Annotated in this window: 10 protein-coding genes; 3 read left to right on the top strand and 7 right to left on the bottom strand. The window is 58.9% G+C overall.

The features are described 5' to 3' along the window. Positions 1–203: 203 nt before the first annotated feature. Together ACVOLZ_RS09265 and ACVOLZ_RS09260 are read right to left on the bottom strand one after the other, a co-directional pair. Positions 204–599, bottom strand: coding sequence for a hypothetical protein (locus ACVOLZ_RS09265; protein ID WP_481515898.1), 396 nt, complete (start codon positions 597–599; stop codon positions 204–206). Positions 600–848: 249 nt separating this feature from the next. Beyond that, complete coding sequence (locus ACVOLZ_RS09260) at positions 849–1,937, bottom strand: DNA glycosylase AlkZ-like family protein (RefSeq protein ID WP_481515897.1); 1,089 nt, start codon at positions 1,935–1,937, stop codon at positions 849–851. Between the two features lie 231 nt (positions 1,938–2,168). Here ACVOLZ_RS09260 and ACVOLZ_RS09255 point away from each other — a divergent pair, with 231 nt between their 5' ends. Continuing rightward, a complete protein-coding gene (locus ACVOLZ_RS09255; protein ID WP_481515896.1) occupies positions 2,169–3,137 on the top strand; it encodes a hypothetical protein in 969 nt (322 codons plus the stop codon). A gap of 403 nt (positions 3,138–3,540) precedes the next feature. Here ACVOLZ_RS09255 and ACVOLZ_RS09250 read toward each other — a convergent pair whose 3' ends face one another. The 3 genes from ACVOLZ_RS09250 to ACVOLZ_RS09240 all read right to left on the bottom strand — a co-directional run bounded on the left by ACVOLZ_RS09250 (position 3,541) and on the right by ACVOLZ_RS09240 (position 7,828). Next, positions 3,541–5,493, bottom strand: coding sequence for an alpha/beta hydrolase family protein (locus ACVOLZ_RS09250; protein WP_481515895.1), 1,953 nt, complete (start codon positions 5,491–5,493; stop codon positions 3,541–3,543). A gap of 111 nt (positions 5,494–5,604) precedes the next feature. Continuing rightward, positions 5,605–6,375, bottom strand: a complete 771-nt coding sequence (locus ACVOLZ_RS09245; protein ID WP_481515894.1) for a hypothetical protein — start codon at positions 6,373–6,375, stop codon at positions 5,605–5,607. Positions 6,376–6,634: 259 nt separating this feature from the next. After that, positions 6,635–7,828: a GGDEF domain-containing protein gene (locus ACVOLZ_RS09240; protein WP_481515893.1), complete on the bottom strand. Its 1,194-nt coding sequence runs from the start codon at positions 7,826–7,828 to the stop codon at positions 6,635–6,637. Positions 7,829–8,823: 995 nt separating this feature from the next. Here ACVOLZ_RS09240 and ACVOLZ_RS09235 point away from each other — a divergent pair. Continuing rightward, a complete protein-coding gene (locus tag ACVOLZ_RS09235; RefSeq protein WP_481515892.1) occupies positions 8,824–9,693 on the top strand; it encodes a protein NO VEIN domain-containing protein in 870 nt (289 codons plus the stop codon). 96 nt (positions 9,694–9,789) lie between these two features. Beyond that, complete coding sequence (locus tag ACVOLZ_RS09230; protein WP_481515891.1) at positions 9,790–10,005, top strand: integrase core domain-containing protein; 216 nt, start codon at positions 9,790–9,792, stop codon at positions 10,003–10,005. 92 nt (positions 10,006–10,097) lie between these two features. On the opposite strand, the gene ACVOLZ_RS09225 is transcribed toward ACVOLZ_RS09230, so the two are convergent. Both ACVOLZ_RS09225 and aceE read right to left on the bottom strand, forming a co-directional pair. Then, positions 10,098–11,447, bottom strand: a complete 1,350-nt coding sequence (locus tag ACVOLZ_RS09225; RefSeq protein ID WP_481515890.1) for an ATP-binding protein — start codon at positions 11,445–11,447, stop codon at positions 10,098–10,100. A 67-nt stretch (positions 11,448–11,514) separates the two neighbouring features. Further along, positions 11,515–14,202, bottom strand: a complete 2,688-nt coding sequence (gene aceE / locus ACVOLZ_RS09220; RefSeq protein ID WP_481515889.1) for a pyruvate dehydrogenase (acetyl-transferring), homodimeric type — start codon at positions 14,200–14,202, stop codon at positions 11,515–11,517. Between the last annotated feature and the right edge of the window lie 354 nt (positions 14,203–14,556).

Below are 14,556 nucleotides of genomic sequence, written 5' to 3'. Positions count from 1 at the left end.
CCCCCCCCCCCCCCCCCCCCCCCCCCCCCCCCCCCCCCCCCCCCCCCCCCCCCCCCCCCCCCCCCCCCCCCCCCCCCCCCCCCCCCCCCCCCCCCCCCCCCCCCACTACAGCTCCCTCCCTTTCGCGCAGCGAAGGGGAGGGTTGGGGAGGGGTAGGCTCTTCGCTACCTGGCACAGCAACGGCTTCGCGGCCAAAGCCGCTCCTAGATTCCCGCCACCAACGCACGCCGCAGCGCGAGGTTATACGTGGTCGCATAGATGGCAGTCACCGACAACGGCACCACAATCGTACGCAGAATCTCCGGCGTACCAGCCACCCAATGGATACTGCTGAGCAGGCTCAACGAAGCAATGACAGCAAGCAACGGCGGCACCCAATAGCCAGACCGACCCGGCAAGCGGGCCGACAGCGCCTCGATCATGCGCTTCAGGAACAAAGTGATCAGCGCCGACAACGTGCCCTGCACTACTCCCGCAATCAACGGCCGCGGCATCGGATGCGCCAGGTTGGCGAAGGTAGCCCAGCTGCCCATGGCGATGAAGGCCACAGCCATATGCAAGGCACTATTGCGAGCTGCTGCGGCAGTAGTTGGCGACACGCGTTTGATCCTATGGGCGGAGCAGTAGAACTGCGCTGCAGCATGACGGATGCAGTAGCCATGGTTCAACTCGGCCGCACCGCCAAGCTGGAATACCGCCAGGAAAAAACTGGCGATACCGACCCGGCACCCGGATCAGCTGACAACAACCACAGCGAAACTGTGAACATCTTGGAGATGAGACCGTTTCAGCTCCAAAGGCCGTGCATACGCAAGGACGGCACCGCAACCACCAGAAAATTCAACTCACTACTCCACTCCAAGAAACACCCGCATGCGCGCCAACTCCGCATCCAACTCTTGGACAAAAGCAACGTCCCGCGGAGTTCGCCCTGCGACGTAGTGCAACTCGGCGTTCAACGCCCCGCCAGCAACCGACAGATTGCCCCAGCCAATCACCCGATCACCCCACAGCAGCGGCAAAGCGTAGTAACCCAGCTTGCGCTTGGGCGCAGGTGTGTACGCCTCGAAGCGATACGCCCAGCCCCAAAACAGCTCGAAGCGGCGACGGTCCCATACCACCGGGTCGAACGGCGTCAGCAGCCGCACTTGTGCATCCGGCTTCCAGCGGCGGCTTTCCGCGCGCTCATCAGCCGGCCAAACCCAATCAACGCCATCCACCCGCGCCCGCTGCAAACGTTGCCGCGCACGCACCAGCGCAGCCTTGCGCGCGTCTTTCCACTGCGGAACGCCATTGCCCAGATAGGCCACCAACTGACCGAGGCTGGCATCCGGCAGCGGCGCGTACTTGCCGACAATCAGATCGATAAGCACATCCATGCGCGCATCGATATCACTCTTGTGCACCGGCGGAGTCGCTTCGCGTGCCGCATACACGCGCGTACCGCCATCGCGTCGCGCCACCCGTAACAGTCCGCGATAGTGCATTCCATCGAGAAGCTGGGTACTGGCGTTGGACGAGCCACCGAACCAATTGGTGGTCTTGCCGTGCGCGAAATGTGCATCCACCTCACGCGGGTGTACCGCTCCACGCTCGGCTATGAAGGCCTGCACCGCCTGCGCCTGTTTCCAACGCGCAGGCGTCCATTCCATCCGCGCCTGCCGCGGATGCATCAGCGCATGATGCGCTCGCGGCAGGAAGCCATAGTTGACGAAGAAGTCCTCTTCCAACGGTAGCCGCGGATAGCGCCGTTCCAGGTCACCGGCCCGATAACCCACAACCCTATGCCGCAAGGTCAGATCCTGCGCCCGCGCCGGGGCGCGGATCGGATCGGCCTGGACAAAGCCCAGTTTGCCGATCGCCCGCATCAAGCTTGTTGGCTTGAAGAGTGAACGGGCGACGGCGTAGCGACGGAGATGATCGAGGGTAAGGTTCATATGTGAATGATGCCAGCAGGTAACGTGCTGGAGACAACGCCGTAAAGGGCATCTGTAGCAGCAAGGAAAAACCAGCTTCCCGCCGCGACCATCCCCTGAAGCAAAATCGCGCCTATTCCCAGCATTGCCTTAGCGAAACAGCCGCATTCCGGAACCGCAATACCGACAGAATCTGCAGAGGATCTGGCCTAAAACTTCCTTGCAGCACAAGCTGCTCAATCTGGGAAAGCGATGAAAAGCAAGCCACATATCCTCATAACCACAATCCTCGCGCTTCTACTGGCCCCGATCTCGCTACCGGCTATCGCCGGCGGAGTTGTTGAATGCAACCGCTGTCCATCGACTTCAAACGCAGCCATATCAAATGGCAACGGACTCACCGTCGTTGTAGATTTCGAAAGTGCTGAGCTGACAGCCTACGAGGTTGAATACGACAGAGAACTGAAGCGCTGGCGAGCCATGCGCACGGCCATACCATCACAGATATCGGCAGCGTTCTATCGGGTGATGGATTCCGCCTCCTTGGAATCTTCATCAGCACAGCCGACAGCACCTGCCAACCATGATCGAAACCGAGCAAAGAACGGTGCAGCTGCCATCCCGAAGTCCGACAAGAGCAAGGGTGGGCTCACCGTCACCGTGCATCCCGACAACCCGCAGTACTCCAATCCAACTGGCTTCACATTCCCGAATGCTTACAAAGACTTCAGCGCCAGCGATATCGTTCTTTCAGCAACATCAAAAGCAAAATTCGGACAGTATCTGGCTGCAGGTCTTGCAGGTGCAGACACAGGCAGCGCCGCCTGGAACTCGGTAGCATTCTCTGTACAGGAGCTCGCACTTTCCTGGGGGGCGAAGCACGGCGCCGGCGCGATAATCGTGGTTGTCAAATGGCGGGATGGATCGCAAACAGTCTACAAGGTCACAACCGACAACGTCACCGAAGCAAAGTACGTAGAGGGAGAAAGCAGAGACAGCGAAGGTAACAAATTCCCCGACACAACCATCTCCACCCCCGTCACCGCTCCTGGCTACGTAGGAGATTACTACTTCGGCGAGGGCAGTCAGGGCAACCGCAACCTAGGGCGGTGGATCGATTCTGCTCGTCGCTACGGCATCCCCATCACCGGCGAAACCAGGGACCGAAATCGCTTGTTGTGCACCTGGGATGGCCGGACCATCCGCTGCGCAGTACGGTAGCCCCTCTCGAAATCGGTCGCAAAGGCCGGGACGGCTAGCACTGTCCCGGTCGCGAAGATTACAGAAACTCCCTTCGCAGGAAAGCGCCACCTCGATCAGAACAACTTCGTGCGAGAAAATCGACCATCCGATGCCAGCACCGGTCAGACAAACCCCCAGCAGCCTCAGCGCGGCCAGCACCCACTTCACCGCCAGCGCCCATACACCCCGGATCAGTTGCGCCAGCAAGCCAAGCCTCTCAATAGCACGGGAAGCCTATGTACCAACTCACTGGCGTTGCTCTCGTCACCGGTTGCGATGCAAACTCGGATGCCCGCGGCAATAGGCGCATCGGCGATCATCACCGACCTCAGCAGCCAACCTCAGTCCATCTTCTCCACTGTTGCAGAGTCCGTCCTCGCCCTTACTTCGCCGCCGTCGCCCCGCCCAGGTGCTGCCCAAGGAAGGACAGCAGCCGCGCGTAGTACTCGCGTCGGTGCGGCTCGGTATAGAAGCCGTGGCCTTCGTTTGGGTAGTACAGGGTTTCTACTGGTACACCGGCTTTCTTCAGCGCACGCTCCATGCGTTTGCTGTGCTCGATGGGTGCGCGCTCATCCTTGCCGCCTGCGGCAAGGAACACCGGTGCCTTGATACGGTCGGCCAGATTCACCGGCGATCGCGCCCCAAGGTCGGCGCGGTCGCCCATCCAGTCGCTGGCCCAGGTGCGGCCTGAACTGCTGCGATTTGAGGCATTGCGATGCATCAGTTCAAGGTCATAGACACCTACATAGCCGGCGGCGCAGCGGTAAAGGTCGGGGTCGCGCGCCGCGCCCATCAAGGCGGCATAGCCGCCGTAACTTGCGCCGTAGATGCAGATACGCTCACGGTCAGCCACCCCTTCTGCGATTGCCCAGCGCGTGGCATCGGCAAGGTCGTCCTGCATGCGCCCGCCCCATTCGCGGCTACCTGCTTCGGTATAGGCACGGCCGTAGTTGCCCGAGCCACGGTAATTGACCCGCAGTACCGCGTAGCCTGCAGCCGCCAACAGCTGGGCGTCGTCATCGAATTGCCATTGGTCGAATACGGTGAACGGGCCGCCGTGCGGCAGCAGCACCATCGGCCGCGGTCCACTCGCCGGCTGCAGCGGCTCGGTCAGATAGCCATGCAACTGCATGCCATCACGTGCACGGAAGCTGACGTAGCGTGATGGCGGCACCTGCTGCGGCTCAAACCATTCGCGGCGGCTGAACATGCGATCAGCCTTGCGCTCCTGCGTGTCGAACAGGAAGTAGTCACCGTTGTTGCGGTCACTCCATACAAACAACAGCACATAGCGACCATCGCTGGTGGCCGAGGTCATGCGCACCGCGTCGGTGCCGAACACCTTTTCCAGACTACGGTAAAAACGCGGCGTGCGCGCAGCATCATCAAAGAAGCGGTTGCTGATGCGTTCGTTCATGAACGAAGCGCCGATAGGCGTCTTGCCGTCCATGTCATAGAGAATCTGATACGGATCGACCAGCGGGTCACGCAGCAGTGTCACTTCCTGCCCGCTGGCCGGGTCCCAGGACACGATGCTGTCCGGCCCACTGGCATGCTCGACCTGCAGGTAGGCGAGCTTGCCATCTGCACTGAAGCCCAGCGGGAAACGACGCTGGCCGCTGCTGCCGGCGTCGTTGATCAAACGCCAGTCCTGCCCACGCGCCTCGCGGTAGAACAGTTTGGAGATGTTGTCGGCCTTGGAACCCACCGCGAAGCGCACCTCGCCGGCCTGATCGGACACAAAGCTGGCGCGTTGTACCGGCACCTCGGCGATACGTACGCGGTTGCGGCTGTAGATATCGAGCTTCTCGATACGAACGACAGGATCGCTCGTCACCGGCACCGCCGACACCAGCACGTTGCGCGGATCGCCGGCCAGCGGATCGAGCATGTACACAGACTGCTCGAAGGTATTTCGCATTTCCGTGACCAGCCCGGGTTGGGTGCGCACGCCGTAAGGGCTGGCCAGTAACATGCTGTACTTGCCGTCCACGTTCACCGCATACAGTTCGCCGATCGCTACCGGCTCATCACGTGAGCCCTGCTTGCTCGATAGCGAAACCACCACCCGCTCGTCGTTGGCCCACCAGAAGTCATCGACCACCGAATCCGGCCCACCCATGATCTTGGCAGTGAACGCATTGTCCTCGCGCCGCAGGATCAGCAACGCGGTGCGGTCTTCCAGCGGCTTGGTCACCGCAAAGTGCTTGCCGTCAGGCGAGATCTTCACCCACTCGTAGACATCCTGCTGCACGAACGGCGTGATATCGATGGTGTCGGCGGCCCGTATTCCCACCGATACAACACACAGCACAAGCGCCAACCAGACCCGCATACCGCCCCCCCTTCCTTGGTTATCCAGCCCCCGCTGGTAGGCGGAGCATATGTCAAAACCGCGGGCTGCGCCCGGCTCCCGGTTTGACCCCCGTATCTCAAACCCTGCGCCCTATTTCGCAGCCTCACGCTTTGCGAGGTCTGCACTGCATTTCACCCCTACAGTGTGTTGCACCCGATAGCCGATTTTCCGGGCCATCGCTTCCACGCCATCAAGGCGCGCATACAAGAAGCTATTGGCCGGCAACAATGCTCTCAAACGCTCACTGACGGGAATCGACCAGTTTTCCGGCGCCGTATCACTTCCATTCACGGGTTCGCCCACGCGCCACGGAAGCATCAGTGCCTTCTGTGATTCCGAGTGCAGCACCTGGCGCCGCCCGTCGGCCCAGATCAATTGAATGATTGCGAACGGATAGTCATCGGTACAACTGATGCCGTTGCCATACAGGTCAGCCACCAGCGCCGACACGCCCTTGCTCTTGACGTACTGAGCAGCCAGCAAGCGCTGCGTTGCTTCGCTGCAGCCGTTCGACAGAAAGCTTTCCCAGTCTCCGCTAGGGATCAACTGGCCGCGACGATAGTGCGCGGCCACGCCCCGAATCCCGCGGCCTCGATCCCAGGCCAGCTCGCGAACCGCGTCAACCAAGGCCGCTACCGTAGCGACATCAACATCACGGCGCACGCTCCTGCGACCACCATTGCGGTCCTGGTAGCTGCTCTGCAAGGTGTAGTCCTGCCTCCCAGCAAGCCGCTCAAGCACGAAGCTTTCCTCGATCGTTCCCCAGCCCATGTGCTGGTAACTGATGAGGACGCGGACGGGTAGAACTTCCCCCGGTGCGGCGGCTGTCGCTGGCGGCACATACACCAGCAGCAGGAGCATCGCCGTCCCGCCCATCCAGTGGCGATACGGACGCAGCAACGCTTCAACCGGACCTGAGTTTGTCGGGCTGCAACGCGAATACAGCAAGCGGATGGGACGCCACGCGAGTACCGAACGCACGGCAACTCGCCCCGCAGACGATAGCCGGTTCAATGCAGGTACAACCCCGAATCGCATGCCATCTTCCCCTAAGTTGAGCTGCCACTGCTTGATTCTGCATTGCCCAGGAGTGCGAGCAATCCGGCTCCGAAGCAGGCTGTTAGTGAACCGTATCCAGCGTTGCGTTGACCCAAGCATGACCCTGATTCTGCTCCACACGATTGCGGCCAGTGTTCTTGCCTCGATACAGCGCCGCATCAGCCTGCTGCATGGCCTGGCTCAAACCTTCCGCGCTGGCAAAGCTGTCCGAGACGCCAATGGTCACCGTGCAGCGCAGCCCTTCGTAACGTGCGCCCTGCACCATCACCGCCTGCTCGATGCTGCTACGCACACGCTCGGCCACACGCAGGGCCGGCGCGTCGTCGGCGCCAATGCAGATCGCGGCAAATTCCTCGCCGCCCAGCCTGCAGACCAGGTCGCCCTTGCGCACCGAGGCACGCAAGGCATCAGCGACGCCGCACAGCACGGCATCGCCTACTTGATGACCGTAGGTATCGTTGATGTTCTTGAAGTGGTCCACATCGACCAGCAGCAAGCGCGCCGAAGTGCCGGGGCGTCGAAAGCAGGAACTCAGCTCCGTGCCCAGGCCGCGACGGTTGAGCAGCTTAGTCAGCGGATCGCGCGCCGCCATGAACCGCAACTTGTCGGTCAGCCTGCGGAGCACCAGCCAGACGATCGACGGCGGCAGGATGGTCGCCAGCGAGCACATGTAGACATAGAAGATCATCGAGAACTGGCCATCCATGCTCAGCGCCACAAAGCCGCCGGACAGCAGCTTGCTGAGCTTGATGACGTTCAACACGCATATGCCGCTGATCAAACCGGCAAAAAGCAGCACCTCACCGCGTAAGTCCTTGGCGAAGCTACGCACGCCGTACAGCAGCATCGCCACCATGCAGATGAACCAGACAGCACAGGTACCTGCCAGCAACGCATAGCGCGCCACCGGGCCCACCGCCCAGTTCACCAGAATCTGCAGGAGGCTGTAACCGACCGCCAAGTACAACAGTGGCCTGGCCAACGGCGTAGCGAGACCAAAGAAACGCGCCCCGCCCACGCAGTACGCCAGCAAGGAGCACAGCGTCAGCGTGTGGTTGACCATGCTGATCCAGCTCCAGCCCGGCGGCCCTTCCAGCAGCTGCAGCACATAGGCCCCGCCCAGCATCAGATTGGCCGCCGCAAAGACGTCCATACCCATCTTCTCGTCCTGAAGGCGACGACTGATGAGTTGGAACATCAAGCTGAAGCTCAGCAGGTAAACGCAGAGCATGCCGACTAGGAGGGTGGCGATCATTGGGTGTTTTGGAATTTGGAGCGGAGTGGTTTTGGGGCCGCCCCGGAATGGAAGCTGGCGATTAGGGCTTGCGACGTAAGGGCAAGAACTCTGGCACGCGCAGGTTAGCGCCACCAATGGGCAGGTATCGTACAAAATCCGTCGGCTTGTCGGGATTTGAATCCAATAACCGTTCAAGTAACCCTGTCCGCCTGAAACTCTTACGATCAATAGTGTTTTGGCGAGTTCCCATCTTTCTAGCATGACCAACTTGGCTCAAGCAGCTTCGGTGTTATCTATCGTCGCTGGAAAAGAGCGATAACGTAAAATCTCTATCACTGAAATGCTTAGGTCCTGCTCTCCACAAGTCCGCAGTAGCGGTGTTCTAGCGGAGAACTCACTTAGTCCAACGTAGTCGCCAATATTTACCCAACCCAACCTGAGCAATCTTCAAGAACATAGCGGGAGCACCGCACGTCCCATCGGGCCTGAGCAGCCACGAACAGGGATACGCGCTGGATCACAGACCCCGAATGCGGGAGGGATAGCACCTCGCCCTCTTCAGCATCCCGCAGCGCCAAAAACTCGTGAAATGCGTGATCCAGATCGCTCGGTCCATCGGCGTAATGCTCCCAATGGCGGCGCTGCAATCCTGGCAGCAAGACTTGCTCTGGCACGAACAGATCTCCCGGATCCAAGCAGGATCGAATCGTCGCTTCATGGCCCCGTTTGGTGCCTAGCAGCAACACTGAGCCATGCGTCTTTCAGTTCCCCGCGTCCCGGTACATGTACTCCAACACGGCGTGCACCTCGCCCTGCCCCATAAAGCAAACCTCAGCTTCAGCAAAGGGACGAATCTCGACCATTCTCGTCGCAGAAGCTGAGATGCTGAATATGCCGATTCAGCAAGGACGCAACCAACAGCCAAACGAGGAGCATCCTGATAGACATATTTGCTATTCAGTGCACTCACGGCCAACTTTCGCCTATTCTCTGTCACACAAACAGGAATCATCATGGCAGACGAAGCAGCAGAGACCGGCAAGCCTTGGACAGCGGCGGAAGTAGCTGAAACTACAACAGCATACTTCCGCATGCTGCGGATGCAGGAGCTTGGCCAGCACTTTGTTAAGGCACAGCTTGTACGCGAGCTTTGCAGCAAAATCCCTGCCCGAAACACGAAGTCGATCGAGTACAAATTTCGCAACATAAGCGCGGTATTGAATGGTCTTGGAGTACAGACCGTTAGCGGCTACAAGCCACTTCCGAACATTCAACATCTGCTCATCGACGTTGTTGCAGACATGCTGGCAGAGGACAAAGTCCTGGACGAGGCCACTATCACAAGCGTAGAAAAACCAGTCGAACCAAATATATTCGTTGACTTTGCCAGCTTTGTAAAAGGCATTCCCGCACCAAAGCACAGAATAAGTGAGCAGAACGCTGCTTGGATACAAGGCAAAGCTATAAAGCGCGACTACCTTGAGCGCGAATCACGCAACCGCTCACTTGGCCATGCCGGCGAACTACTAGTCATGGAGTACGAGGTACACCGCCTGCATGCGGCCGGTGCCAAACGATACGTCGACAGAATCGATCATATCTCTAACACCCAGGGAGATGGACTGGGATATGACATCCGCTCCTTCGAGGTCGATGGCCGCGAGCGTTATATTGAGGTAAAGACTACGGCCTATGACGCGGAAACCCCGTTTTTTATCAGCCCCAATGAAGTCAACTTCTCGAAGAACATGGCTGATCAGTTCCACCTCTACCGGGTATTTAGCTTCCGCAAAAAGCCTCAAATGTTTATTGTTCCTGGCTCAGTAGACGCAAACTTTAAACTGGACCCAGCTAGCTTTCGGGCTACCGTGCTTGGCACCTAGAATCCCTATCCAGCCGAAACAAGATCCCACCTATATCGCTTTAACGGCAAAGACCAGAGAGAAATTAATTCGACTCTGACCCCTGTCTTCTCAGGCATGCCCTACGACAACTCAATGATCGAGAGCCTCTTAGCCAATATGAAGCTTGAAATCAACGATGGCCGTCCGTTCCCAAGTCGAGAAGCAGCAAGGACCGCCGTCTTCGAGTACATCGAACTGTTCTATAACCGAGCCCGGCTCCATTCAGCCCTCGGCTACACCACACCTTTACAGGCCGAGCAGCAATATCAACAGGTCGGGGGTGTCCCCTGACTACCTTATCCATGGAATCCGGGGCAGTTCACTCTGACCCCCGGTTTTCTCTGTTTTCTCCTGCTTTCTTGAACCACTGACAGTCGAAGCTCCTAACTTGCGACTTTCCGGGTCTGCGCCTTAACCACAAACTTCTTCCCTGTGGCGTCATTGAAAAGGCGAATCAGAATACGATTGATGTCCTCAACATCAAAACCGACCTCCATCAAAGAATCAGCACCACTCCGCTTGTATGTCGCTAAGGCATAGGCCCTGTAGATAGGGTCAGAGAAAGAATAGAGGCCAGCTGAAGAGTCAAATCGAATAAGCGCACCATTCTCGACCTTGAGTAGTTTAGTAAGCACATTTTTTAGGTTGGCATCTTGATAGGTGGACTCGCCCTCCCTTATTTTACGGAGAATATCAAGTCTAGCCGCACCATTCTCGCCAAGAGCACTTAATGCCTCGATGACCAACTGCGCATTCTTGTACTTCTCATTCTTTTTCGGCTTTAGTGCTTTGGAGAAAGAGCTTTTAATACTATCAGACGCTTCTTCGATGTAAGTCTTAAGCGCTTTCTCAAAATGGGTTTGATCAATGACCTGGGCATCACCCTGAACCGTCTCAACCAGACCCACTGAATTACACATATTCAAACATAGATGGTGGCACACCGAGGGAAGCCCATTTGAGTGCCTAACAACCTGACGTTTAACCGCTCCCTCAAACCTGATATTTAAAGCATCTTCTCCTTTCTCGATAATGCGCGACCGCTCCGCCTCATCCATAAGCGGGACGTGAATCTCGGAGATCCGATTCCGCATTTCAGGATCGTAATCAACCACCTGCCGGGCCGTGTCTACGGCACCAATCGCTATAATCTTCAGCATTTCGTATTCATCGGACATATCCATGAACACTTTCATCATTTGGGCAAGAGCCACCTTTTCGCCACTTTCAATTTTATGAAAGTCCTCAATAACCCAACAAGCATTTTGAGCCCCCAAAAGCCTAGCGAGCATTTGCGCCGTTAGCTGAGGTGGAAGCATTCTCACCTGCTTCTCGCCAGACTCAACAGATCTGGTGGTACTAATACCGACCTTTATGAGCTCATAGCTAGCTTTGAGATCTACTCCAAGCCCTCTCTTATTTACAACCGATGACTCAGCGGAATAGAAAGGTCCAAGCTGATCAAAGGCATCAAGAATAAGCTGCTCAAATTTCATCCCCCTCATACAACGAGAAGTAATATGCTTCTCGTAAAGCTGATGGAGTTTATTTACGAGAAGGGTCGTCTTCCCCATTCCCGAATGCCCATAAATAACCAGCTGTTTTCCGGGCGTCCCAAGAGCGTTAACCAGGCGATCATTTACCTCTTCTCGCTCAACAAATGCAACGCGCGCAGGTCTTGTTGGTGTAAAAACTTCTGTTACTTTGAAACTACTGCGTCCGGCGTACTCCATAGCCCCCTCACCACTCCCTTTAAAAAAGGGGCAGTCCAAGCTGCCCCTTTCTTACTATTAAATTAAATCAAACCCCAACAGGATTAGCCTTCTCCGGATCAATCCCATACTGCTTGATCGCCCGGGCAACATCCTTCGCAGTCATCTTCCCATCCTTCGCAAGCGCCGCGATGGCCGCGTGGGCGATGTAATACCGGTCAACCTCAAAGAAGCGACGCAGGTTGGCGCGAGTATCCGAACGGCCGAAGCCATCGGTACCCAGGATCGAGTAGGTGGCCGGCACGAAGGCGCGGATCTGGTCGGTGTAGGCGCGCACGTAGTCGGTTGCGGCGATGACCGGACCCTGGCGGCCTTCCAGCAGCTCGGTGACGTACGGCTTGCGCGGTTCGGCTTCCGGGTGCAGGCGGTTCCAGCGCTCAACGTCGAAACCATCGCGACGCAGTTCGTTGAAGCTCGGGCAGCTCCAGATGTCGGCGGTGACGCCGAAATCCTTGTCCAGCAGTTCGGCCGCTGCAATGGCTTCGCGCAGGATGGTGCCGCTGCCCAGCAGCTGCACGCGCAGCTCGCCCTTCTTCGGCTTGCCGGCGTCGGTGAGCAGGTACATGCCCTTGATGATGCCTTCGGCTGCGCCTGCCGGCATGGCCGGGTGGGCGTAGTTCTCGTTCATCAGGGTGATGTAGTAGTACTCGTCGATCTGGTCTTCCATCATGGCCTTGGTGCCGTGCTGGAGGATGACGGTTACTTCGAAACCGAAGGTCGGGTCGTAGCTGCGCACGTTCGGGATGCCGCCAGCGACGATGTGGCTGAAGCCATCTTCGTGCTGCAGGCCTTCGCCGTTCAGCGTGGTGCGGCCGGCGGTGCCACCGAGCAGGAAGCCGCGGGTACGCATGTCCGCTGCCTGCCAGGCGATGTCGCCAATGCGCTGGAAGCCGAACATCGAGTAGTAGATGTAGAACGGCAGCATCGGCACGTTGCTGACCGAGTAGCTGGTACCGGCCGCCATCCACGAGGACATGGCACCCGGCTCGCTGATGCCCTGCTGCAGCACCTGGCCACTCTGGTCTTCGCGGTAGTACATGAGCTGGTCGGCGTCGACCGGCTTGTACTTCTGGCCGTACGGGGCGTAGATGCCGATCTGGCGGAACAGGCCTTCCATGCCGAAGGTGCGCGCTTCGTCGGCGACGATCGGCACCAGGCGCGGGCCCAGCTCCTTGTCACGCAGGCTGATGTTCAGCGTCTGCACGAAGGCCATGGTGGTGGAATAGGTGCGCTCGCCGGATTCCTTGAGCAGGCGCTCGTAGGTTTCCAGCTTCGGTGCGATGAAGGACTTGTCGGCCTTCTGGCGACGCTGCGGCAGGTAGCCGCCCATCGCAGCGCGACGCTCCTGCAGGTACTTCACTTCCGGCGAATCCGGGCCCGGGTGGTAGAACGGCACCTGGCCGTCCTTGAGCTGCTCGTCGGTGACCGGGATGTTGAAGCGGTCGCGGAAATGGCGGACCGATTCGTCGTCCAGCTTCTTGGTCTGGTGGGTGGGGTTGAGCGCTTCGCCAGCGCTGCCCATGCCGTAGCCCTTGACCGTCTTGGCCAGGATCACGGTCGGCATGCCCTTGGTGTTCACGGCCTGGTGGTAGGCGGCGTACACCTTGTGCGGGTCGTGGCCGCCACGGTTCAGGCGCCAGATGTCGTCGTCGGACAGGCCGGCAACCATCGCTGCGGTTTCCGGGTACTTGCCGAAGAAATGCTCGCGCGTATACGCGCCGCCGAAGGCCTTGCAGTTCTGGTATTCGCCGTCGACGGTTTCCATCATCAGCTTCTTCAGGACGCCATTGGTGTCCTTGGCCAGCAGGGCATCCCAGTAACCGCCCCACAGCAGCTTGATCACGTTCCAGCCGCCGCCACGGAACACGCCTTCCAGTTCCTGGATGATCTTGCCGTTGCCGCGCACCGGGCCATCAAGGCGCTGCAGGTTGCAGTTGACGACGAAGATCAGGTTGTCCAGGCCTTCGCGGCCGGCCAGGGCGATCGCGCCCAGGGTTTCCGGCTCGTCCGACTCGCCGTCGCCGATGAAGCACCACACCTTGCGGTCGCTCTTCTCGATCAGGCCGCGGTTTTCCAGGTAACGCAGGAACTGCGCCTGGTAGATGGCAGCCAGCGGGCCCAGGCCCATCGACACGGTCGGGGTCTGCCAGTAATCCGGCATCAGCCACGGGTGCGGGTACGACGACAGTCCGCCGCCGTCCACTTCCATGCGGAACTTGTCCAGCTGCTGCTCGCTGATGCGGCCTTCCAGGTAGGAACGCGCATAGATGCCCGGGGCGCTGTGGCCCTGGATGAACAGCAGGTCGCCCGGATGGTTGTCACTCGGCGCGCGCCAGAAGTGGTTGAAGCCCACGTCATAGAGCGTTGCGCCCGATGCGAACGAGGCGATGTGGCCGCCCAGGTCGCCCGGCTTGCGGTTGGCGCGCACGACGGTGGCCATCGCGTTCCAACGGATGATGGAACGAATGCGCCATTCCAGTTCCGCATTGCCGGGGCTCTTGGCTTCCAGCTGCGGCTCGATGGTGTTGACGTATTCGGTGGTGGGGGAGAACGGCAGAAACGCGCCCGAGCGACGGGTCAGTTCAACCATGCCTTCCAGCAACTGATGTGCGCGCTCGGGGCCCTCGACATCGATAACGGCCTTCAACGACTCGATCCACTCCTGGGTTTCCAGGGGATTCGTGTCGTTATCAAGCATCTCGTTCAACCAGTTCATTAGCGCTCCCAGTTACTGCACGCACGCGCGCGGTTTTCGTTATTTTGAGCCGTAGAGTTTAGCGCACCCGGTACCTTTCCAAGCTGGCTACGCATGCGTATGGAGTGCCAAGAGCCAGTGTCTGCAAGACAAATGGCGACAGCTGCCATGCACCGGCAAGGACAGCCGGGGACAGGCTGCGCACCCTTGTGCATGCGCTTAATGGCGCTAAACACCGGGCGAAGTTGCCATCGGCAGAGGTCAGCGTGGTGACAGCGAAGTCATGCTGCAATGCAGCATCTGGCGAGAAATGCAAGCCCTGCTGGTCTGCACCGTCCCATGGGAGGCGACGCCATTTGCGCCGGGAGAGTTTTC

The organism is Stenotrophomonas sp. STEN020 (assembly GCF_056760195.1).
Note: the sequence above shows the minus strand (reverse complement) of the source record. Positions and strands in the feature narration are given on the sequence as shown.